18 protein-coding genes are annotated in these 24,265 nt (G+C 39.7%); 13 read left to right on the top strand and 5 right to left on the bottom strand.

Going from position 1 to position 24,265, the window contains the following annotated elements; all coding sequences use genetic code 11:
• Nucleotides 1-23 precede the first annotated feature (23 nt).
• A protein-coding gene (locus VCASEI_RS08705) for an IS3 family transposase (RefSeq protein ID WP_110957783.1) occupies nt 24-1,174 on the top strand; the annotation gives its coding sequence in 2 pieces (ribosomal slippage) (nt 24-267 and nt 267-1,174; 1,152 coding nt in all).
• A 298-nt stretch (nt 1,175-1,472) separates the two neighbouring features.
• Here VCASEI_RS08705 and znuB read toward each other — a convergent pair.
• Nucleotides 1,473-2,258 carry a zinc ABC transporter permease subunit ZnuB gene (gene znuB / locus VCASEI_RS08700; protein WP_086962534.1) on the bottom strand — a complete coding sequence of 262 codons (786 nt, stop codon included), beginning with the start codon at nt 2,256-2,258 and terminating at the stop codon, nt 1,473-1,475.
• Nucleotides 2,259-2,261: 3 nt separating this feature from the next.
• A complete protein-coding gene (znuC, locus tag VCASEI_RS08695) occupies nt 2,262-3,065 on the bottom strand; it encodes a zinc ABC transporter ATP-binding protein ZnuC (protein ID WP_086962855.1) in 804 nt (267 codons plus the stop codon).
• 119 nt (nt 3,066-3,184) lie between these two features.
• Between znuC and znuA the strand changes: the two genes are divergently transcribed.
• From znuA to feoB, 5 genes are all read left to right on the top strand, one after another.
• On the top strand, nt 3,185-4,102 hold the full coding sequence (gene znuA / locus VCASEI_RS08690) for a zinc ABC transporter substrate-binding protein ZnuA (protein ID WP_086962532.1): 918 nt from the start codon (nt 3,185-3,187) through the stop codon (nt 4,100-4,102).
• A 21-nt stretch (nt 4,103-4,123) separates the two neighbouring features.
• Complete coding sequence (locus tag VCASEI_RS08685; RefSeq protein ID WP_086962530.1) at nt 4,124-5,404, top strand: peptidoglycan DD-metalloendopeptidase family protein; 1,281 nt, start codon at nt 4,124-4,126, stop codon at nt 5,402-5,404.
• Between the two features lie 170 nt (nt 5,405-5,574).
• Complete coding sequence (locus VCASEI_RS08680) at nt 5,575-9,066, top strand: helix-turn-helix domain-containing protein (protein WP_162621040.1); 3,492 nt, start codon at nt 5,575-5,577, stop codon at nt 9,064-9,066.
• Between the two features lie 611 nt (nt 9,067-9,677).
• A complete protein-coding gene (locus tag VCASEI_RS08675; protein ID WP_086962525.1) occupies nt 9,678-9,908 on the top strand; it encodes a FeoA family protein in 231 nt (76 codons plus the stop codon).
• Nucleotides 9,905-12,193: a Fe(2+) transporter permease subunit FeoB gene (gene feoB / locus VCASEI_RS08670; protein WP_086962522.1), complete on the top strand. Its 2,289-nt coding sequence runs from the start codon at nt 9,905-9,907 to the stop codon at nt 12,191-12,193. Before VCASEI_RS08675 ends, feoB begins: the two co-directional genes overlap by 4 nt.
• 189 nt (nt 12,194-12,382) lie before the next feature.
• On the opposite strand, the gene VCASEI_RS08665 is transcribed toward feoB, so the two are convergent.
• Together VCASEI_RS08665 and argS are read right to left on the bottom strand one after the other, a co-directional pair.
• A complete protein-coding gene (locus VCASEI_RS08665; protein ID WP_086962520.1) occupies nt 12,383-12,814 on the bottom strand; it encodes an HIT family protein in 432 nt (143 codons plus the stop codon).
• A 149-nt stretch (nt 12,815-12,963) separates the two neighbouring features.
• A complete protein-coding gene (gene argS / locus VCASEI_RS08660; RefSeq protein ID WP_086962518.1) occupies nt 12,964-14,697 on the bottom strand; it encodes an arginine--tRNA ligase in 1,734 nt (577 codons plus the stop codon).
• Nucleotides 14,698-14,957: 260 nt separating this feature from the next.
• On the opposite strand from argS, the gene VCASEI_RS08655 reads away from it, so the two are divergent.
• Complete coding sequence (locus VCASEI_RS08655) at nt 14,958-15,548, top strand: VOC family protein (RefSeq protein ID WP_086962516.1); 591 nt, start codon at nt 14,958-14,960, stop codon at nt 15,546-15,548.
• 78 nt (nt 15,549-15,626) lie between these two features.
• On the opposite strand, the gene purU is transcribed toward VCASEI_RS08655, so the two are convergent.
• Complete coding sequence (gene purU / locus VCASEI_RS08650) at nt 15,627-16,469, bottom strand: formyltetrahydrofolate deformylase (protein ID WP_086962514.1); 843 nt, start codon at nt 16,467-16,469, stop codon at nt 15,627-15,629.
• A gap of 343 nt (nt 16,470-16,812) precedes the next feature.
• On the opposite strand from purU, the gene VCASEI_RS08645 reads away from it, so the two are divergent.
• From VCASEI_RS08645 to rnd, 6 genes are all read left to right on the top strand, one after another.
• Nucleotides 16,813-18,756 (top strand): ATP-dependent DNA helicase, encoded by a 1,944-nt coding sequence (locus VCASEI_RS08645; RefSeq protein ID WP_086962512.1) that lies wholly within the window; start codon nt 16,813-16,815, stop codon nt 18,754-18,756.
• 17 nt (nt 18,757-18,773) lie between these two features.
• On the top strand, nt 18,774-19,490 hold the full coding sequence (tsaB, locus tag VCASEI_RS08640; RefSeq protein WP_086962510.1) for a tRNA (adenosine(37)-N6)-threonylcarbamoyltransferase complex dimerization subunit type 1 TsaB: 717 nt from the start codon (nt 18,774-18,776) through the stop codon (nt 19,488-19,490).
• 169 nt (nt 19,491-19,659) lie between these two features.
• Nucleotides 19,660-20,208: a Slp family lipoprotein gene (locus VCASEI_RS08635; protein ID WP_086962509.1), complete on the top strand. Its 549-nt coding sequence runs from the start codon at nt 19,660-19,662 to the stop codon at nt 20,206-20,208.
• The gene (locus tag VCASEI_RS08630; RefSeq protein WP_086962507.1) at nt 20,208-21,086 is read left to right on the top strand and encodes an alpha/beta fold hydrolase; all 879 of its coding nucleotides are present in this window, start codon (nt 20,208-20,210) and stop codon (nt 21,084-21,086) included. The genes VCASEI_RS08635 and VCASEI_RS08630 overlap by 1 nt, the downstream gene beginning before the upstream one ends.
• Nucleotides 21,087-21,254: 168 nt before the next feature.
• Entirely contained in the window at nt 21,255-22,961 is a 1,707-nt protein-coding gene (fadD, locus tag VCASEI_RS08625; protein WP_086962505.1) for a long-chain-fatty-acid--CoA ligase FadD, read from the top strand.
• 130 nt (nt 22,962-23,091) lie between these two features.
• Nucleotides 23,092-24,210 carry a ribonuclease D gene (gene rnd / locus VCASEI_RS08620; protein WP_086962503.1) on the top strand — a complete coding sequence of 373 codons (1,119 nt, stop codon included), beginning with the start codon at nt 23,092-23,094 and terminating at the stop codon, nt 24,208-24,210.
• Nucleotides 24,211-24,265 lie beyond the last annotated feature (55 nt).

Raw genomic sequence — 24,265 nt, 5'->3', positions numbered from 1 at the left:
TACAATCACTAACGAGGTGAACAATGACAACTAAGAAAACTAGAATTAAACATTCCCCTGAATTTAAAGCAGAAGCCCTAAAACTAGCAGAGAGAGTGGGAGTAGCTGCGGCTGCAAGGCAGCTTTCTTTACATGAATCTCAAATCTACGGGTGGCGGAAGAACTCGAAGAAAGACACCAATACTAGTCAGCGAGAACAAGAGCTAGCCGCAGAGGTTGCCAAGCTCAAAAGGCAGTTGGCTGAGCAAGCAGAAGAGCTAGAAATTGTAAAAAAGGCCGCCACCTACTTCGCGAAAAATCTAAAGTAAATTGCTACGAATTTATGCTCGAACACCTGATGTACTTCAATATTGTACGTATGGCTAAGGTATTCGGGGTATCCCGAAGTGGGTTTTATTACTGGGTTAAACATCGCCATAAGGCTAGCCAACGCGAGGCAGTTCGCCAAGAGCTTGATACAAAGGTCAAAGAAGCTTTTGATAACAGCAAAGGCCGAGATGGCTCAAGGCGAATCCAAAAAGAACTGTCTGAGAGCGGTGATAACCACAATGTGAAAACCATTGCGGCCAGTATGAAGCGTCAAGATTTAACGCCGAAAGCGGCACGTAAATTTAAGTGCACGACAGACAGCAAGCATCAAATGCCAGTTGCTCCAAACTTGCTGGCTCAGAACTTTAACGCAGCGGCTCCGAATGAAAAATGGGCGGGAGACATCACCTATGTTGCGACAAGCGAAGGCTGGTTGTACTTGGCAGTAATTATTGACCTTTACTCAAGACAAGTAATCGGATGGTCTATGGATACCAGAATGACGGCTACGCTGGTCTGTGATGCTCTATCAATGGCTTTGTTCCGTCGCGAATTTCCTGAGCAGGTTATCGTTCATAGTGATCGAGGTAGTCAGTACTGCTCAAAAGATTATCGAGACCTCATAACTGTTTATAATCTAAAGCAAAGTATGAGTAGGAAAGGAAACTGCTGGGACAATGCTTGTGTTGAGAGCTTCTTCCATTCGATGAAAGTTGAAGCGATCCAATATGAGCCGATTATGACGAGAGACCAGATGCGTCAAACGATCTTCGAGTACATAGAGGTTGATTATAATCGGACAAGAAGGCACAGTGCTCTTGGGTATCTAAGCCCTGTTAACTTTGAACAGCAAAATGTCGCTTAATGAAGTGTCCAGTCTGGCTGGAGCAGATCAATGAGCTGAGGGGGAAAGTAAGCTTAAAGCCATTGCAGAGGAGAGGATAGAATAAAGTGGTTTCATGCTTAATGTCTCTTATTATATAAATGAGGAATAGAGTCATTATTTATTAAGAGGATATGATTTAAACCCTCCTTGAATAAGATAATTTGGGCGTAGAGGAAAGGGATGAGAGAGGGGGATCACAGACAGCGTGGTGATAAATGAAAAGAATAAAATGAAAGTGAATGATGAGTGACCATTCACCTTCATGACAGGCCGTGAATTATGCGTTCGATTTTTTAAATTGACTGAGCATGAATAAAGCGGCGGCACAAATAACAACAGAAGGACCAGCAGGCGTATCATAAAGCCAAGATAATGATAATCCACATAAAACAGAGATAATACCAAGGCATGATGCACCAATGGCCATTTGTTCTGGTGTGCGGGCAAAACGTCTTGCGGTTGCCGCTGGAATAATGAGTAGAGATGTGATGATTAAAGCGCCAACAAATTTCATTCCAACCGCGATGACTAAGCCAACTAATAACATTAATACAATGCGCATTAGTGGTACATTGATCCCTTCAACACTGGCTAATTCTTCGCTGATTGAGGTTGATAATAAGGAACGCCAAAAATAAATTAGCAATGCCATGACCACTAGGCCACCTAAGTAAATAAAGAGCAGATCAGAAAGCGATACAGCAAGTAAATCGCCAAAAAGATAGCTCATCAGATCAATGCGGACATTATCTAAAAAACTGATTGCAACAAGGCCAAGGGATAAGGAACTGTGCGCTAAAATACCGAGTAGAGTATCAGTCGCTACGACTTTTTGTTCTTGTAAGGTCGCGAGCAAAACGGCAATTCCTAGGCAACATACGACCAAGGCTAAGTATAAATTCACATCAAGTAAGAAGCCTAAGGCGAGTCCGAGTAAAGAAGCGTGAGCTAAGGTGTCGCCAAAGTAAGCCATTTTACGCCACACCACTAAAGACCCTAATGGCCCGGCAATGATAGCAATACCTAGTCCAGCAAGAACGGAAGGGAAAAGAATATCAAACATACATTAATGACCACGCTTTTGCTGGGTAGTGGAGTGATGAGAACAGCTATTATGAGAACAGGACTCGGGCTCCCCCTCAATGGCTTCGCCCGCAAGATCATGGTGGTGATGATGCTCATGATGGTAAAACGCAAGCGTGTCTTTTGCAGTTTGGCCGAACATTGCAATATAAGAGGGGTGCTTGGTAATTGCCTCAGGCGCGCCAGAGCAACAAATATGATGTTGTAAACAAATCACTTCATCTGTCTGTGCCATGACCAAGTGTAGATCGTGTGACACCATAAAAACGGCACAGCCAAAACGCTGACGAATAGTATTGATCAGGGTATAGAGATCAATCTGCCCTTGTACATCCACGCCTTGAGCGGGTTCATCCAATACTAATAAATCAGGACGTTGCAACAACGCTCGCGCGAGGAGAACTCGTTGATTTTCCCCTCCGGATAATTTATGCATATCATTTTTATATAAACTTTCAGCACCCACTAAGCGTAAAGCTTCCATGCGCTCTTGAGTACTGTAACGCCCCGCGAGCTTTAGGAAACGGTCTACGGTGAGTGGTAAACTATCATTAAGGCGTAATTTTTGTGGAACATAACCAATGCTCAGATTCTTGCTTTTGGTGACAGTACCAGAATAAGTTTTAACTAATCCTAGCATCACTTTGACTAACGTTGATTTACCCGCACCATTAGGACCGATTAATGTCGTGATTTCACCTTTCTTTATTGAAATATGAATATTACTCAGTACTGCTTTGTTGTTGTATTGAACTGATATATTGTCGAGTAGAATTAATTCACTCATGGTTAAACCAACTTGATGATGTGTAATGTTATATAGTAACATTATCGAAAATGATTACCAATACAGAAATGGGTAAGAAATCTTACCCATTTTATTTATTCACATTATGGAGAATGTAGATGCGTTCAATTTTATCACAAGCTTGGCTTGCTATGGCAACACTCATTGCAATATTTGCCGTGCCAGCATGGGCAGAGGGGCAGCGGCCTCTTACCGTCATGACATCGATTAAACCACTTCAATTGATTACCTCAGAATTAACCAATGGTGTCACGAAGACAGAAGTCTTGTTATCAACCAATACTTCACCACATGACTATGCTTTAAAGCCTTCAGATGTTAAGAAGTTAAAAACGGTTGATTTGTTTGTATGGGTAGGCCCAGGCTTAGAATCGTTTCTGGAAGGCGTGATGCAAGGGAGCAAAAATTCACTGCAGTTAGATCAGCAATCCTCGATAGAAAAAATACAATATGATGAACATGAAGAGCATGAGCACGATGATGGCCACCACCATCATGGTAATTATAATCCTCATTTATGGTTAGGCCCTATTCAAGCAACACAAATGGCCAAGGTGATTTCAGATAAGTTAATCGCTATTGACCCAGTGCATACGAAAGAGTATCAAGCTAATTTCCAAGTCTTTATTCTTAATTTGAATACGACAGTTGACAGCATTAAGCATCAATTAGAGCCTGTAAAGTCACATGGTTACTATGTTTTTCACGATGCTTATGATTATTATGAACAATATTTTGGTCTGAATAATTTAGGACATTTTACGGTCTCCCCAGAACGTCGCCCAGGTGCAAAAACACTTATTAATATTCGTACAGCATTACAATCGGATAATGTGTATTGTGTGTTTTCTGAACCACAGTTTACCCCTGCGGTGATTGATTCTGTTATGCGTGGCACTAAAGCTAAGCATGGTGTATTGGATCCGCTGGCCAGTAAGTATAATGTCGAACCAGGTGCTTATTTTCAGTTTATTCAAGATCTTGCTAATAGTTATAGCGAGTGTTTAACACGTTAAGGTTTTACTTTGTATCATCCCATGCAATATAGAAAATGGAAGCATCAGCGTATACGTCGTAAGGCATATGTGTCGTTGTGGGCTATGTTGTTTGGGGTGATCATTGCAGGATTATGTTATTACAGTAATGTTTTTTCTTGGTTATCTTGGACACCGTCTACCGGATATACTGAACCTTATGGTGCCATTTTAGAAAAAGATGACCCTGAGTTTGCAGTACCGAAAGATGCGATAGAACAAAATCAATATAAAGTTACGAATACTCATAAGGTGCTAGAGCATCAAAGTTTAAGTGATATTTTTCAGCTTTATGGCTTAGACCCTAATGACTTATTAGGTGTAATAAAAGCTAATGCTCAAGCAACTCATTTGTCGGTTGGACAGGTCGTTGAGTGGGAGCAAGATCAACGTGGTGGTTTACTGTCTCTAACCATCTATCGGAATGCTCGCTTAAATAGCCGATATGTTCGAATTGATAATAAATTTGAATTCACTCCAAAGCGTGTTCAAGGTGATCGCAAAACACAGATTAAACGGGCTGAAGTCAGGCAAAGTTTTTATCAAGCTGCTCGTTCTATCGGGTTGTCATTGGATCAGATACAAGCCATTGCGAATGCATTGTATTGGCAAGTTGATGTGACGAAACAGGCAAGATTAGGTGACAAATTAGCGGTTCAGCTGTCCCTGTATTATGTTGGGCAAGAGACCATTGATACTGGCGAAATTAGCGCAATATGGTATCAGCATAATAATAAAAATTACCAGGTGATACGTGCTAGTGATGGTAATTTTTATCATTTAGATGGTTCAAGTATTGAGAAGCCATTGGATCGCTTCCCTTTAAAATCTGATTTTCGAATCAGCTCTAAGTTTAATCCTCATCGTTTAAATCCAGTTTCTTATCGTTACGCTCCTCATTATGGTACTGATTTTGCCACACCAATGAATACACCAGTGTACGCGACCGGTGATGGTATTGTGGTTAAAGTTGGTATGCACCCCTTAGCTGGGCATTATCTGGTTATTAAAAATGGGAGAACGTACAGTACCCGATTTTTACATCTAAATAAGGTGCTTGTTGACGTCGGCCAGGTTGTTTCACGTGGGCAAAAAGTGGCTTTTTCGGGGAATAGTGGCCGTTCTACGGGACCTCATTTACATTACGAATTAAGAAAAAATGGTCAACCTATTGATGCAATGTCTGCACCACTACCCGATGCTAATGGCATTCCTTCAGAGCAAAAAGTAGCATTCTTATCTTTAGCGCATAAGGTGATACGAGAAATTCGTGATCGCTTCTAGACTTATTCGCAGGTTATCTTTTCTTTATTAGGTAGGTGAACTAGTATATGTTTGTTTATTCTAATATTAATCGACACGAAATATCTATTTTGATAAGGTTTTTCATTACTTTGTCTATAAGGGTTACTGAAGTTTAAGGTTTGCTTGTGATGTCACGTATTGTGTCATGTATGATATTGTTAACTCTTTCTTTTTCAGTCTATGCAGTAGAAACCCGTTCCATTTTTTATTCTTTGCCTAGCCAAAATCAAGATCATTTTCTTACCGCTAAAAAACTTTTTCCAAACCCCAATGGTGGCGTATGGGTTCAGGATACCTATAACCATATTCATTTCTATGATGGGCAGCATTTACTACCAAAATCGAGCAGTGTAATTGATACGACAACGGATCAAGTTATCTATTTAGATGGGACGTTTTGGTATTTTGAAAATAATGATTTGTATCGAATGGATCCACTGGGACAAAAAACATTACTATTCACTTTACCAACGACGGATAAGTTTGAAAGTATAGGTGAATCTAATGGTTTCATTTGGCTTTATTCTGCGGGGATTTTTCATACTTTTAATCCTAAATCTGGTCAAATCACATCTTATCCGATTGAGCAAATCATTCAGGGCTCAATTACTGAAAATACAGTGATACAGGACGCGGTATACTTTAATTCGAGATGGTTAATTGCTACAAAATCATCACTGTATTATTTAGGCCAAAATGGTATTAAACGCGCTACTCCCACTGTTTTTTCAAATATTGCTCAAATTGTTTTTGACCCAAAACATAAGCAGCTATTAGTAGGGACCGATGAGTACTTATTCGGCTTAGACTTGAATACGAATCCTTTAGAAAAAAAGGTATTGGTATCGGGTAAAATTCAAGCTATTTTGGTTGCAGATGATGGGTATTGGGTAGGGACTCGAAAAGGATTATACGTTTACTCTTTTGAAAATAAAAACGCCATTCATATTAGCGCAAATTATCAAGATGAATACGCGTTATCCAATGACACTATTTTAGCTCTAACCGAAGATTCGAGTGGTGGTGTATGGATAGCCACGGCGAAAGGTGTTAACTATTATTCTCAAATTAGTGCTTTATTGAAAAGAATCCGGTTTGGTGACCGTAATGGATTGTTACCGTACAGCCAGATCCATCAAGTTCAAATTATGGATAATGGCATCATATGGCTTGCGACAGATATTGGTTTATTTAAGATCATTCCATCACAAGGTCAAACCCCAAACCAAGTTAAAAAAATACGAAGAGGTGAGATTAGTAATATTGCTCTAAATGATGGCGAGGTATGGTTTACAGAGGGAGATAAGTTATTCAAACTAACGATGTCTACTTCCACTATTGAGTCTGTGGCTCAAGATACTAAGTGGTCTGGGAATACTATTACTCACCTTGCTATTGGTAAATATAAAAATATATGGATTTCTACCTCAAAAGGGCTCTATCGTTATTTTCCTAAGCAACTAAAAAGCGAAAACTTTGGGAAACGCTGGATGGTGGATCAATATGAGAAATCAGACATTACGTCCCTTTATAGTGGGAGCAATGGCATCGTTTGGGTTGGTACAGAGCATGGTATCTATGAATATAAAGATCAAGAAGTAACATTTAACGCAAATAGTATAGGTTTGGGAAATACGATAAGTATTAGTGACTTTAATATGAAAACCTTATGGACTGCAAATAACTATGGTGTCCTTACCTTTAATATTGAGAATGGAAAATCGTTAAAGGTACCATTAAAAAATACTAATAGCGTACCTTTGTGCGTTGCTGCTTCGCAATATGGCACATGGGTTGTTACTTCTAAAGGGTTGAGTTTTTACAATGATGATGCTCGTTTAATGAAGCATTATTCATCACCGTTTGGTGTGATTACTAATGAATTTTTACCTAATCGATGTGCATTATCTTCTAATGGTGAGCATTTAGTACTAGCCAGTAAATTAGGTTTGGTTTTTGCCTCAACCAAAGGTTTGGAAGCGAAATCATTACCCGAGAACAAGGTATTAATAGGAGAAGTTCAGGTCGATCGAACTGTCGTCTCCGTTGCTCCATCACTCAAACAGCCACTTTATATTGAACCGAATAAACCGATTAGTTTCTTATTCGGTATTTTGCCTGACTTTGATACTCCCCACCTCCAATATCGCTTAATTGGCAGTAAAAACGAATTATGGACAACTTATAAAGGTTCACAATTGACTTTCGATTACTTGAACTCGGGTCAGTATACGCTTGAATTTAAAACGTTATCACAGGTAGGCAGTAACCAAGGAGGAACGCAACTGAGGTTTATTGTTAACAATAAATGGTATCAATTACCTTGGATGGTTTTTTTTCTTGGGGGGGGGATTTTAATATTGATTATCAGTGTGATAGCTTGGCGGTCACGAATCATGGTTCGTTCAAACTTTCGTTTACGACAATTAATTAATTTAAAAACACAGCAATTGAACCATCAAAGTCAATTACTCATTAGTACGAATATACAGTTAAAAAAGCAGACGAAAACCAGACAAATCCTCGTGAATAATATGGCAGAAAAAGTGAAGGCGTCTATTTATGAATTACAACAGCAGATTAGGCTGATCGGTAATGGTGCTCACAGTTTAAGTCGGTATTCTAATGAGGCTTTAGATAGAGTTGAACAAATTTTAGCGCTGCATTCTAATAACGCTAAGCAAAATACTTTGTTGGATGGGCAAGTTGTCTCTCTCGTTATTCATACGGTTATTAAAGGGTGGTTAGCCGAGATTGAAAAAGCCTCGGTGACATTAAAATTAGATGATTTAACCGAAGGTTGTACCGTTCAAGTGAAACACTTTAATTTAGATTCAATATTGAGCATGTTAATCGCGAGTGCGTTATCTCGGTCAGAGGCTAATCAAGTTATTTACCTTAAGGTTAAATTGGTTGATAACAAGCTACAGATTACACTACAAGATACAGGAAAAGATCTCACGGAGGAAGATATTCGAGATCTTGAAGCTTATGAGTATGGTTTGAAAAATCATGCTCTAGCATATCAATCATCAGAAATTTCTTTATCTGCGATAGCACATATGGTTATGGAAAGTGGGGGAAGGCTTAATTTTAAAACGAATCGTATTTGTAGAACAACAGAAGTGTCGGTTTCTTGGCCTATTGGATCGTGTCATTACCCTCGGCATAGTCACGGACGTCATCCGGATATTGGATTACAGAATAGTCAGTTAATAAAAAGAGAACAGATAAAAGGTGATCTCAATGAATGTGAAGAATCACTTACTCTGTCTGATAACTATAATGCTACTCTAGCATTAACCCTTAAAGATAAATGGTTGAGTAAAGTGTACGCTTTAGTCGAGCATCATTATCCAAACCCAGACTTTAGCACCAGTTCAGCGGCAAAGTTATTGTTTGTCTCTGAACGTAGTTTACAGCGGAAATTTAAGTACCTTACGGGTAAATCTTTTATGGATTACGTTATTAAAGTTCGATTGGATAATGCTTGCGAACGTTTAATGTTGGGGCAAAAAATTGCTGATATTGCTTTTGAGGTAGGATTTAATGACCCTTCTTACTTTAGCCAACGTTTTAAACATCACTTTGGTTTATCGCCAAGTAAATTCTTAGAGAATACGTCTAATAAAATGAATTAGCCTGCTCATTTGACTTCTACTGATATTGTAAACAATACCATTAACGGTCCTACCTATTTGGATAGAAACCGTTATCAATAATTAATTATTGATTTAAAACAAAAAATCGTCTCGTTTTATCACGAGGCGATTTTTTTTAAATAAAAAAAACGTGACACAACCGGGGGGATCATGTCACGGGTGTCAATGACACCATCGCTTGCTGCCGGAGTGTATCGGAGTGCAATACACATCAGGAATAAAAGGTTTGATACTTGTTATCAACAGGATTATTTGTAACGCAGACGCAGTTATTTTTTGTATAAAAATAACGACAATGTTTCATGATGATTGCGACAGTTTAACTCTTATGGGTTAAAATTCCTTTAAATCAATAGCTTAATTTGTTTTTGGTAAGCGTGATATGTTTTATAAATTAATCAACTTGAAAAATATTGACGTTTTTAACAAATTTAAATGTAACTGAAATGACGTTTTTAACGGGATGTAAATACGAATTAATTTCAAATGAACGATTGAATTGATATAACTCAAAAAAACTTACTGCTTTAAAGGTTATTATGAGTAAAAATAGAAATCATTATCATTAATTTTTGGTTTGGAATTTAAGCATGAAGTTAAATGAACTTAAAAATGGGCAGTCAGCTCGCATTGTTACTTTATCGGCGCTCTCTAGTGATATTCGAAAGAAATTAATGATTATGGGAATGCTTCCAAATACGGAAGTTAAATTGATACGTAAAGCGCCATTAGGTGATCCCTTACAAGTAGAAGTAAGAGGAGTCTCATTGGCTATTCGTGGAAAAGTAGCAGAAGTGATTGAAATAGAGGTTGATGCATGAGCTTTAACATATTAACTGTTGGGAATCCGAATAGTGGAAAAACCACTTTATTTAATGGCTTAACAGGTGCTAAGCAGAATGTAGGTAACTGGGCCGGTGTTACAGTTGAGAAAAAAACTGGCTTTTTTGAGTATCGCGATACTGAATTCAAGCTAACCGATTTGCCGGGCATTTATTCTTTAGATAGCGCCAATGATGCAAACAGTATTGATGAGTCAATAGCCTCTTCTGCTATTTCTTCAATGTCTGCTGATTTGATTATTAATGTAGTTGATGCGACAAGCTTAGAAAGAAGTTTATACATGACACTTCAACTTCGTGAGCTTGGTCGGCCGATGATCGTCGTCCTGAATAAGCTTGATGCTTTGCATCGCGAACGCCAGGAAATCGATGTTGACGCTTTACAAAAAGAGCTGGGTTGCCCCGTTTTTATTTTATCGGCTATTAATGCAAAGCAAGTGACTAAATTTAAAGATGATCTGTTTGGTCTTTTGCAAAAACCTTTGTTTATCGATGGGCTGACATTAGATTATGGCGATACGATAGAAAGTAGCATTGAAGCTTTGAATCCAATTTGGTCAAAAGACAGTATTATTTTGCCAAGAGCGATGTCAATTCGTGCTTTAGAACAAGATTCATTGGTTGTTGATCGTTTAGCCGATATTGACAAAGAATATTGTAGAGAAACTGTTCAGCGTTTAAATGCTGAGTTGGACTTAGATTTAGCGATTACCAATACAAAGTATAATTACCTTCACCAACTTTGCCATCAAGTGAGAAGCATTGATTCTAGTTTGAGTAAAAACTTTACTGAAAAATTAGACCAAATTGTATTAAATAAATGGCTAGGTATTCCTATCTTTTTTGTCATTATGTACTTGATGTTTATGTTCTCAATTAACATTGGTAGTGCGTTTATTGATTTCTTTGATATCGGTGTGGGAGCAATTTTAGTCGATGGTGGGCATTACTTATTAGATAGTCATTTACCCGTTTGGTTAGTCACGGTATTGGCTGATGGCCTCGGTGGCGGTATTCAAACTGTCGCGACCTTTATACCGGTTATCGCTTGTTTGTATTTATTTCTATCGTTATTGGAAAGCTCCGGCTATATGGCTCGTGCGGCTTTTGTTCTTGATAAAGTGATGCAAAAAATTGGCCTTCCGGGTAAAGCCTTTGTCCCTTTAATATTGGGCTTTGGTTGTAACGTGCCTGCGATTATGGCAACCAGAACAATGGATCAAGAACGGGAGCGTAAACTTTCTGCGGCAATGGCACCGTTCATGTCGTGCGGTGCTCGCTTACCGGTATATACGTTATTTGCAGCCGCATTTTTTCCAAATAACGGGCAAAATGTGGTATTCGCTTTGTATGTTTTGGGTATTTTAGCGGCCGTGTTTACGGGGATTATTCTTAAAAATACGTTATATCCAGGTAAGAGTAGCAGTTTTATTATGGAGATGCCGGACTATGAAATTCCAACAGTGCGTAGTATTGGTTTAAAAACATGGCAAAAATTAAAACGTTTTGTTCTTGGTGCGGGTAAAACGATTGTCGTAGTTGTCGCTATTTTAAGTTTTTTAAATTCATTAGGAACCGATGGTTCATTCGGTAATGAAGACAGTCAAAACTCAGTTTTATCAAAAGTTGCACAAGTTGTGACACCCGTTTTCGCTCCTATGGGGATAGAAAAGGATAACTGGCCCGCGACCGTGGGAATTATTACTGGGATTTTTGCTAAAGAAGCCGTTGTCGGAACTTTAAATAACTTGTATTCAGATCCTACGGATGAAGCGGTAGAGTTCAGCTTAACCAACAGTTTGCAAGAAGCATTACAGAGTATCCCTGATAATTTATCAGCATTAAGCTTTTCTGACCCATTAGGCATTGATGTTGGGGACTTAGCCGATTCAAACGTTGCGGCGGAAGACCAAGGGGTAAGTTCAGGTATTTTTGGTAACTTACAAGCGTATTTTATTACTGGTGGTGCCGCTTTTGCTTATTTGATTTTTATCTTACTCTACACACCGTGTGTTGCTGCAATGGGAGCTTATGCGCGCGAATTTGGCTCTAAGTTTGCTCGTTTTATTGGTTTATGGACTATGTTTCTAGCTTATGCTTCGGCGGTGATTTATTACCAAGCGAGCAGTTTTAGTTTACATCCTGTCGCCAGTACTAGTTGGATTCTTGGCATGACGCTAGTGATGCTGCTTGTTTATACCCGCTTAAAGCAGGTTGGTTTAAAAGAGCAAAAACTCCGTATTGATATCGTTAATATCACCTAATTAAGTGTATTAATTGTACCCTTCGTACTTTGGTATATATGATCCAATAATATCCAGGCTGCTGAAGTAACCGGCTAGTGTCTGGGTATTTTTTGGGTATCTTTATTGAGTATTCTTAGGGGACTTCTGACGCAATACCAAAGTGTTTTATACTATTAATATGTTTATACTATCAATGACTTAATAAAATCATACCGCACTGAATCCAGCGTATTTTTCCATAAATGCATGGCGTAACTGTGCCAGAACTAATTGGGTTGATTCTTGGTTTCTCGTTTTACCTTCGGTGTTTCCCCAAACTGGCTTTGGCCACGCGATATCGATATCAAAACGAGCGATATGATGAATATGCAATTGTGGCACCATGTTACCTAATGCACCTAGATTGAGTTTTTTAGGTTTATAAAGAGTCTCTAAACTTTCAAAGACGGTTTGAGATTCCACTAAAAACTGTTGTTGCTCTGCCATTGGTAAATGGTGCAACTCTTGGAGGTTGGGTTTTTTAGGGACCAAAATCACCCAAGGGCCGATGTCTTCCTTATGCAGTAAAGCTAAACACAATGGAAATTCACCAATGATATCGGTATCAGCTTGAAGTTGAGGGTGCAAAAGAAAACTCATAAAACAACCTTATATTTTTTGATTGGTATAAAAAGAATACCACTAAATGAATAAAAAAATCCCTTCGAATCTGAAATATCGAAGGGGTTCAGTTTTAGTCTATAAATAGGGTAAGACATCGTGGAGTAAGACGCCGAATAAGAACGAAATTACATGCGTTCTAAAGTCTTAATACCTAACAAGTCTAAACCTTGCTTAATGGTTTTTGCTGTTAATGCAGCCAGTTTTAAGCGGCTTTGTTTTACGGTCTCATCTGCGGCATTTAGGATTGGACAGGCTTCATAGAAGCTAGAAAATTGACCTGCTAATTCAAATAAATAACTACACATTAAGTGCGGTTGACCTTCACGAGCGACAGAAGTGACCGCTTCATCAAATTGCAGTAATTTAGAAATCAGTGCTTTTTCTTTGTCATCACCGATCATTATATCACCCGAAAGGCTGTTCATATCAATGTCTGCTTTAGCAAAGATAGAGGCCACACGAGTATAAGCATATTGCATATAAGGGGCAGTATTTCCCTCAAACGCTAGCATGTTATCCCAATCGAAAATGTAATCGGTGGTACGGTGCTTAGAAAGATCGGAGTATTTCACTGCTGCCATTGCCACTGTATTAGCAATGTTGGCTTTTTCTTCAGTTGAAAGCTCAGGGTTTTTATCTTCAATCAGTTTTTGCGCACGTTCAGTCGCTTCATCAAGAAGATCAGCTAAACGAACCGTACCGCCAGCGCGAGTTTTAAATGGACGACCATCTTTGCCTAGCATCATGCCGAAAGCGTGGTGTTCAAGTGAAACAGACTCAGGCACATAACCGGCTTTGCGCACGATAGTCCAAGCTTGCATTAGGTGTTGATGTTGGCGTGAATCAATAAAGTACAATACGCGATCTGCACCTAGTGTTTCATAACGATATTTCGCACATGCAATGTCGGTTGTGGTGTACAGGTAACCACCATCGCGTTTTTGTACGATAACGCCCATAGGTTCGCCATCTTTGTTTTTGTATTCATCAAGGAAAACGACTTGTGCGCCTTCACTTTCAACCGCTAAGCCTTTTTCTTTTAAGTCAGCGACGATAACCGATAACATGTCGTTATACATGCTTTCACCCATGACATCATCACGAGTTAACGATACGTTTAAGCGATCGTAGTTACGTTGATTTTGGATCATGGTGACATCCACTAATTTCTTCCACATTTTCGCACAATGCTCATCACCACCTTGCAGTTTAACAACGTAGGCACGAGCACGTTCAGCAAAGGCTTCATCTTCATCGTATAACTTTTTTGATTCGCGGTAGAAGCCTTCTAAATCAGCAAGCTCCATCGATACTTCGCCTTGCTCTTTTTCTACTCGCTCAAGGTTAGCAATCAACATACCAAATTGCGTACCCCAGTCACCAATGTGGTTAGCACGAATTACTTTGTGGCCTAAAAATTCAAGAGTACGAACCACCGCATCACCAATGATGGTTGAACGTAAGTGACCAACGTGCATCTCTTTTGCCACATTTGGTGCGGAATAATCGGCAACAATAGTTTGTTGAGCTTGAGTGGCAATCCCTAAACGTGCATCAGCCAATGCAGCAGAGGCTTGTTTGGCTAAAAAGGCCGGCTCTAGGAAAATGTTAATGAAGCCCGGACCCGCAATTTCAGCCTTGCTCGCGATACCGTCTAGGTCTAATACATCAATGACTTTTTGTGCAAATTCACGTGGGTTCATGCCTAATTTTTTTGCCACGCCCATAACACCATTGGCTTGGTAGTCACCAAATTGTGCTTTGGCTGATGGTCGGACGGCGGCTGGGCTTCCAGCAGGTGCGCCAGCGGCTTCAAGAGCCTGTGAAACTTTGTCATTAATGAGGGCTGCAATATTCACGTGAGCTTCCTATGTAGTAGCGATAAGAGTGGTTGTGCTTGAATAGACAACCAGTCAAAATTTTTAATTAGAAAATGTGATCCATGATACCAATATTTATCGACACATGAAAAACCTAATCGACAAAATAAAGGTATTTTGCTCGATTTATCGTCTTATTATTTGGTGTTAGGTCTTGGGTAGTTATTTCAATGGTTTTTGCTATCGCGGTATTTCAGATACACTTCGCAATATTCATCTTCATTTGGAACACAACAATTATGACGGCTTCACTATCAGCTCATCTATTTCCTAAAACATTATTGTCTGATTTACCTCGCTTCTGGGGGGATATTTTAATGTTAGCGAATGAGTTGGGCATTGATACTCCAGCTTTGGTGGCGGATCATATTGCGATGCGAATTAACGATCTCAACGTAGCAAAGTTGGTGCACCAAGAATGGCTCACTCAAGGAAAACAAATTTCTAAGGCGTTAATTAATGGCCGGCCGATTATTGTGATTGAGTTTGAGCAGCCATTAGTCATTGATGGACATCATATTGAATGTTTAGAACTGCCTTATCCAAGTGATAAAGCGTATCCAAATGAAGGTTGGGAGCATGTTGAGTTTGTCGTACCTAGTTCTGCGCAAACCGCACATGAATTTGTCGAAGAGGTAAAAGCTGTATTTCCGCAATTGTCGGGTAATTGGGATAGCTTGGCTGAAAAAGGGATCAAAGTGAAATTATCCAGCCCACAAGGAGAGGGGGAGCGTTTGGTCAATCCGACAGTGGCTTTCAAGAAAAATGGCGTGTGTATTAAGCTGCATCCACATTCTTTGAAAGAAGTGATTGCGAGCGAGCAAGTCTAATAAGTTTATCTTTTCTAAAATTAGCAGGGGCGCTCAGCTAAAAACCGAGCGCCCCTATTTTTGTTATAAATCGCTTTGCTATAGAATTACAGTCTTATTGCCGTAAACAAACACATGATCATTGACCACTTTGTTTAATGCCTTGCTCAATACATTCTTCTCTACATCACGGCCTGCTTGGGCCATATCTGCTGCGCTGAAATTATGATCGACAGGGATCACATCTTGCTTAATGATTGGACCTTCATCTAAATCGTTGGTTACAAAGTGCGCAGTAGCACCAATAATTTTCACACCACGGTCAAAGGCTTGTTGATACGGTTTTGCGCCAATGAAAGCAGGTAAAAAGCTATGGTGAATATTGATGATTTTATGTGGAAACTGAGAAACAAAATTTGGCGTCAACACACGCATGTATTTTGCTAAAACCACGTAGCGAGGATCATAACCTTTAATCACATCGAGCATTTTTTCTTCATGCTCTTCACGGCTTAAACCTTCATGAGAGATAAAGTGATAAGGAATATCAAAGCGCTCGGTTAAGGTTTGCAATTTATCGTAGTTACCCACTACCGCTGCAATTTCAACATCTAGGCTACCGTCGTAGGCTTTCATCAAAATATCACCAAGACAGTGCGCTTCTTTTGTCACCATAATCACGATTTTTTTGCACGATGAGCTAATCAAAGAACGTTTGCTACTCGCTGGAAGGGCGAGATCTAAATCAGCCAGTAATGTTTTATCATCAAAAGTGCCTTCCAGTTCGGTTCGCATGAAGAAGTGACCGCTGGCATTATCAACGAATTCATTATTATGAATAATGTTTAACTGATGTTTAAAGCAAATATTGGTAATTTTAGCGATTAAACCATGTTCATCACTGCAATGCGTTAGCAGTGTTTTTCTTTCTACGTTTTCCATATTCAATCCAAAAAGTGGCTATACCTAATAACGACAATACCAAATAGTAATAATATCGAACGGAAAGCTGATTTCTTGGTATCACTACCATTCGATTAAAAAGATTTACTTTAATATCAAATCGCCGTGACGTGGATGTCTGTCAGCATTTGATAAACAAAAGTAGCCGAACAATTTAACGGTCAGCCCGCCAATTGGCAAGTGGATTGAAAGCTTTTCTCTTTAACTGTCTACAATGTGAGTCTCCCATTGGATCTAGCATACCAAGTAAGTCATTTCCACTGCTTTAATAAAGCTGCCATAATTGCTCGCTCCTATAACGTCATTTGGGTATCGGCAATCCATGATCAGCAAAACTTTTTCTTCCTCTGGTGCACTTGGTAAAGCTATTCCGGGGTTTCAGCCGCGACAGCCTCAGATTGATATGGCTGAAGCGGTACACAAGGCAATTCAACATCAAGATCAGTTGGTAGTCGAAGCGGGAACTGGAACGGGAAAAACCTTTGCGTATCTTGTGCCTGCATTATTAAGTGGTAAAAAAGTAATTATCAGCACCGGCTCTAAGAACTTGCAAGAGCAGCTTTATCATAGAGATTTGCCTTTGATGGTGAGTGCCTTGGGTTTTATGGGAAATGTTGCATTATTAAAAGGGCGTTCTAACTACCTGTGTTTAGACCGTTTAAGCCGTCAATTGATTGAAAGTCATACCACAGAAGCTGACCCTGAATTGTTATCTCAATTGGTGAAAGTCCGTTCTTGGTCTTCGGCTAATAAAAGTGGCGATCTGGGGGAGTGTGATGCGATAGCTGAAGACTCACCGATCATCAGCACGATTACGTCTACCAATGATAATTGTTTAGGGAAGGAATGCCCAAGTTACCAAGATTGCTTTGTTCTTAAAGCTCGGCGCAAAGCCATGGATGCAGACATTGTTGTGGTTAATCATCATTTGTTTTTGGCTGATTTGGCGATAAAAGAAACCGGATTTGGTGAGTTAATTCCCGATGCTGACGTCTTTATTTTTGATGAAGCTCATCAATTGCCCGATATCGCTAGCCAATACTTCGGACAATCTATTTCAAGTCGTCAAATCCAAGAACTCGCAAAAGACATTGAAATTGGTTATCGCACAGAAGCGAAGGACATGCGTCAATTGCAAAAAATTGCTGTTAAATTAAACCAAACTTTCATGGATCTGCGTATTACATTAGGCGAGGTGAGTTCAAAAGGAACCCGATTTTCAGAAAAAGGCACTCGTGGTAATTGGCGTGAAGTGGTGAAAGCACCATCGGTGATACGAGATATTGAGCGCTTACATGATGCTTTAGACTTGGCTTTAGAGGTCTTAAAAATAGCGTTAGGTCGCAGTGAATTATTGGACGCTGCTTATGAGCGTACACATATGGTAAAAAGCCGACTAACCCGAGTCTGTGATGTTTCTATTACCGGTTATTCTTATTGGTTTGAATGTTCGCCACGCCATTTTAGTTTGCATATTACGCCATTATCGGTGTCTGAAAAGTTTAAAGAACAAATAGAATTGAAGAAGGGCAGTTGGATTTTTACTTCTGCTACGTTAGCGGTAAAAGATAACTTTAAACATTTTACGGATCGTTTAGGCATATCGCCAAAGCAACAGTTTACTTTACCAAGCCCGTTTGATTATCAAACTCAAGCGCTACTCTGTGTGCCTCGTTATTTACCAGAGCCAAACAGTGTGGGAATGGCCGAAAAATTAGCCGAAATGTTATCACCGGTGATCGTTGCGAATAAAGGCCGTTGTTTTTTCTTGTGTACGTCTCACCATATGATGCGACAATTAGCGGATTTATTTCGAGATCAATTAGATTTACCTGTATTGGTTCAAGGTGAAACCAGTAAACAAAAATTATTGAATGAATTTATAGAGCTGGGGAATGCCGTTTTGGTTGCAACTGGTGCGTTTTGGGAAGGGATTGATGTTAGAGGCGATACGTTAAGCTGTGTTATCATCGACAAATTGCCGTTTACGGCACCGGATGATCCATTATTAAAAGCTCGAATTGAAGATTGTCGTTTAAAGCAAGGCGATGCTTTTTCAGAAGTGCAATTGCCTGAAGCTGTGATTACCTTAAAGCAAGGCGTTGGTCGCTTAATTCGAGATCAGAACGATAAAGGGGTGTTGATTATCTGTGATAATCGTTTGGTCACCCGAGATTATGGTGGCATCTTTTTACAGAGTTTACCCCCGATACCAAGAACCCGAGACTTGAGTAAAGTATCGGATTTTTTATTAAATAATAATTGAAATAGCTTGAGGCTTTAATGAGCGCAAAAATTCTTGCCTTAGATACATCAACAGAAAACTGCTCTGTTGCACTGATGATCAATGATCAAATGTTCACACGTAGTGAAGTGGCACCACGCGATCATACTAAAAAAATTCTGCCTATGGTTGATGAAGTATTAAAAGAAGCGGGTATTTCATTACATGATCTGGATGCATTAGCATTTGGACGTGGGCCGGGTAGTTTTACGGGTGTTCGTATTGGTATTGGCATTGCACAAGGTCTTTCTTTTGGTGCCGAGCTCCCCATGATTGGTATTTCGACTCTAGCTGCGATGGCGCAAGCTTGTTATAGAGTGAATCAAAGTGGACAAGTTGTGACTGCTATCGATGCCAGAATGAGTGAAATTTATTGGGCTCAGTATATTCGTCAAGATGATGGTGGGTGGTCTGCGCTTCTCATGAGTGATTCTCAAGGTGAGTGTGTAATTCCACCACAGGAGTTGGTCGATAATGTGTTGACATCGGAAGGTCTTTGGGTACAAGCGGGAACTGGCTGGGCGGCTTATCATGAAACGTTATCTCATCTCCCGTTGAATATGCAATCAAGCGATATTTTGTACCCAGAAGCTCAAGACATTGCCGTATTAGCGCAGCTTGAGTGGAATAAAGGTAATACAGTCAACGCAGAACAGGCGAGCCCAACGTACTTACGCGATAAAGTTACGTGGAAAAAATTACCTGGCCGTGAATAAATGATGTGGAAAATACAGTATGGTCATTGTTGGAATGGATAAAAGGAGAGCGTATCTAGCTTTTATCTTATTGAAATATTAAGTCTTTTTTTATGCACTTTTCAAGCGTTAAAGCATTGAGATAGCGTTTTGTCTAAACGATAGGCTTACTTTAGCGAAAGGATAAATTATGCAACGTTTATTACTGATAACTTTAACTATCCTTACCTTAACGGCCTGCTCAACCTTACCTGAAGAGTTGAATACTCGTACCGCAGATGCCCCCATAACGGACTACCAGCAGTGGAAAAATACGCCACTAGTGTCTAAAAAAGAGGTTCGTTTAGGTGGTGTCATCACGAAAATCACCAATCAAAAAGATAAAACTCGTATTGAGATTGCGAACATACCGATTTCTAGCATAGGTAAACCGGATATTAATCAAGCGCCTGAAGGTCGATTTGTTGCATATGTTGATGGTTTTCTCGATCCTGTTAATTATGAAAAAGGCAGCTTGATCAGTGTGGTGGGTCAAACCATGCCATCCGAAAAAGGGAGAGTTGGTGAATTCGAATATACTTTTCCGGTTATGAAAGCCTATGGGCAGCGTTTATGGGTGATCCAGGAAAGTACTTATATCATGAATGATAATTATGGGATGGGAGGCTGTGGTTTTAGCACTTATCGTTGTCGAGGCTATGTTCCCATCAGGATGAATGTGATTAAAGAAGTCCGATAATGTTAAAAGAACGAAAGTTGCAATTGTCTAATATTGGTTTATCGGCACTTGAATATGGAAATGAGAGTGAGGCGCAAGCTGCTCTCATTTTTATTCATGGTTGGCTCGATAATGCCGCGAGTTTTACCACTACGATTGAATCTATCTGTCAAAAAGCAGAGGCGTCAAACTGGTACTTTCTATCGCTTGATCTTCCTGGGCATGGTTTGTCTCAGCATCGCAATCAGGATAATTATTATCCATTTCACGACTATATCTCCGAACTTCATGAATTATTAGCTCAAATAGAAGTAAAAAACTTAATTTTAGTAGGGCATTCTCTTGGTGCTTTAATCGCAAGTTGCTATAGTGCGGCTTTTCCGGAAAAGGTCCAGGGGGTCATTCTGATTGAAGGACTTGGGCCACTCACGGAAAGTGCTGAAAAATCGGTACAACGTCTTCGTAAAGGCGTACTGAGCCGACAACGTATATTAGCAAAACCAATACGCCGCTATGCAACACGTCATGATGCTTGTTTACATCGAATGCATGCGAATCAACTCAGTGAGTATCAACTTAAGCCGATCATTGAACGAGGTACACATCAAGAGGGTGAATATTGGTATTGGCGCTATGATCCTAAGTTGACGTGTGACTCTTTATTTAGGATGACGGAAGCACAAGGCTTAGCGTATTTATCAGCCATTGAGTGCCGTAACTTGTTAATTCTTGGTGACCAAGGTTTTCCGCAACTGGCAGAAGCGCAGCAAAGGAAAGAAGCATTAAAGTTTAATGAAGAAGTTACCGTGATGGGTGGTCATCACTGCCATATTGAATCGGTAGAAGAAGTAAGTGAATTAATCGTGACATTTGTCCGAAAGCAGCTCACAGAAATGTGATTTTATTACAGACGGTTAGTTCTCATACTCGTTAGTATTTATATAAGAATAATGTATTTAAATAATCTAGATTCGCCAGTGGATCTTATTCCAACTCAACGAGAATAAATTGAGTGAAAGAATGGTGATAAGAAAAGAGTACTGACGATTTAATGAAAGGAAAATATTGTGGAAAAAGCTTGGCTAAAACGTTACCCAGAAAACGTGCCGGAAACGATTGATCCAGACAAATATTCATCGTTAGTTGAAATGTTTGAGCAATCGGTACAAAAATTTGCGGACCAACCTGCTTTCATGAACATGGGTTCGGTGATGACTTACCGGAAGCTAGAAGAGCGTAGTCGTGCTTTTGCGGCTTATCTACAAAATGATCTTAAATTGCAAAAAGGCGATCGTGTCGCTTTAATGATGCCGAATGTTCTGCAATATCCTATTGCTTTATTTGGCATTTTGCGTGCAGGCATGATTGCGGTGAATGTGAACCCACTGTATACGCCAAGAGAACTAGAACACCAGCTAAACGACGCCGATGCAAAGGCGATTGTTATTGTGTCTAACTTTGCACATACCCTTGAAAAGGCCGTTGCTAATACGCCTATTAAACATGTTATTTTAACGAGCCTTGGCGAAATGTTGCCGAAAGTAAAAGGCACCATTGTTGATTTTGTCGTTAAATATGTAAAAGGGATGGTACCTAAGTATAATTTACCCGGGGCGATTTCGTTTCGTAAAGCATTGTATCGTGGTCGACGCTTACAGTATGTAAAACCATTTATTGAAGGTGATGACATTGCTTTCTTGCAGTATACCGGCGGGACAACCGGCGTAGCTAAAGGCGCTATTTTATCGCATCGCAATATGGTCGCGAATGTTCTGCAAGCCAAAGGAGCTTATGGTTCATTCCTACAAGAGGGGCGTGAAGTTGTGGTCACGGCGCTGCCGTTGTATCACGTGTTTGCGTTAACAATTAACTGCTTATTGTTTATCGAAATTGGTGCTCGTAATCTATTGATTACCAACCCACGAGATATCCCAGGTTTTGTTAAAGAGCTTCAAGGTGTGCCTTTTACGGCGATGACAGGTGTGAACACATTGTTTAATGCCTTAGTGAATAATGAAGATTTTAAAGAATTGGATTTTAGTCATTTACGATTTTCTGTCGGTGGTGGTATGGCGGTTCAGCGCGCAGTGGCTGAAAAATGGTTAAAGATCACCAAATGTTATTTACTTGAAGGGTATGGTTTAACTGAATGTGCGCCTTTAGTAGCCGCTTACCCATACGATTTGAAAGAATATAATGGGTCTATTGGCCTTGCAATGCCTTCAACGGATGTTCGTATTATTGATGATGAAGGCAATGTATTACCTTATGATCAAACGGGTGAGCTTCAAGTACGAGGCCCACAGGTCATGGAAGGGTATTGGAAGCGTTCTGAAGCGACCAAAGAAATTCTGACCCATGATGGCTGGTTATCAACCGGTGATATTGTTCGGTTTGATGAAGAAGGCTTTATGTATATTGTTGATCGTAAAAAAGACATGATTTTGGTGTCTGGTTTTAACGTTTACCCGAACGAAATTGAAGATGTGGTTGCGTTAAATAGTAAGGTCTTAGAAGTGGCAGCCATTGGCCAACCTAACGACGCTTCGGGTGAAGTGGTTAAAATCTATGTGGTTAAAAATAATAGTAGCTTAACAAAAGAAGAATTAATCGCCCATTGTCGTGAGCATCTAACGGGGTATAAAATTCCTAAAATTGTTGAGTTCAGAGAAGAGCTGCCAAAAAGTAATGTAGGTAAAATTCTTCGCCGTGAGCTCAGGGAAGAAAACATAGCAAATCTTTCAAAGAAATCAGCGGACAAGCAACCGGCTTAGCTTGAGGGATATGTGCTCAATAAATTTGAGTATACTGTAAAATTATTAAGTGATTAGAATGCCAGAAGCTACTTCTATTCTATCTAGTTTAGAGAAGGAAAGATCTGGCATTTTTATTTTAAGGAATGACGTGAACTATACCATCATCAAAGATACTCAAGCACTAGCTCATGTGTGTGAAAAAGCACGATTAGCGCAAGTGGTCATGCTCGATACTGAATTTGTCCGTACTCGGACTTACCATCCTCAGTTGGGGTTAATTCAGCTATTTGATGGTGAACAATTAGTATTAATCGATCCACTTGAAATTGATAACATGGACTCGTTTGCTGAGTTGTTACAAGACCAATCCGTGATGAAAATTTTACACGCCTGTGGTGAAGATTTAGAAGTGTTTCAGCATTCGTTTGGTTGTATTCCAAATCCGATGATTGATACGCAGTTAATGGCCGCTTTTCTCGGTCATGGATTGTCTACAGGGTTTGCTGCTCTAGTCAATGAGTACTTATCGGTAGAGCTCGATAAAAGTGAATCAAGGGCCGATTGGTTAGCTCGCCCATTAACCGATAAGCAACTTGATTATGCTGCTGCCGATGTTTACTACTTATTGCCTCTTTATCAGCAATTGCTGGAAGAAGTAGAGTCAAAAGGTTGGTTGGAAGCGGTTCAGCAAGAATCAACCCTTTTAATCAGTAAGCGCTTAAAAACAGTAGACGCTAATAATGCTTTTCTTGATGTTAAAGGCGCTTGGACACTTAACTCCGAACAATTGGCAATTTTAAAAGTGATTGCAAAGTGGCGTTTGCTAGAAGCGCAAAAGCGAGACTTGGCTTTAAACTTCATTGTTAAAGAAGCCAATATGCTAGAAATATGCCGCCTTAAAATGACCAGTTTGAAACAAATGAATGAAGCGGGTTTTGATCACCGTGAGATCCGTCGACATGGTAATACATTGATTGATCTTGTGAAGCAAGGGGTGGCAACACCGAAAAGTGAATGGCCAGATAAAATCACACGTTTAATGGATGATCCGACTTATAAACAACTGTTTAAACGACTTAAAGATGAAGTTAAGGCTGTGTCTGAATCAACTGGTTTGGCAACGGAATTTTTAGCCTCTAAAAAACAACTTAATCAGTTTATTTCATGGGTTTGGTTAGACGATCGTTCGGAAAGCAACCTTCCGGATGTGATGCGAGACTGGCGTAAAGATATTTTAGGGGAAATACTCAATAAACAGATGAAATAGCGTATTTCGATTTTCGTTATTTACCCTTTTAGACAATTTAAGCCGCTTTCATATC

The organism is Vibrio casei, assembly GCF_002218025.2.
Taxonomy (GTDB): domain Bacteria; phylum Pseudomonadota; class Gammaproteobacteria; order Enterobacterales; family Vibrionaceae; genus Vibrio; species Vibrio casei.
This window is presented reverse-complemented; position numbering and strand designations above follow the sequence as displayed.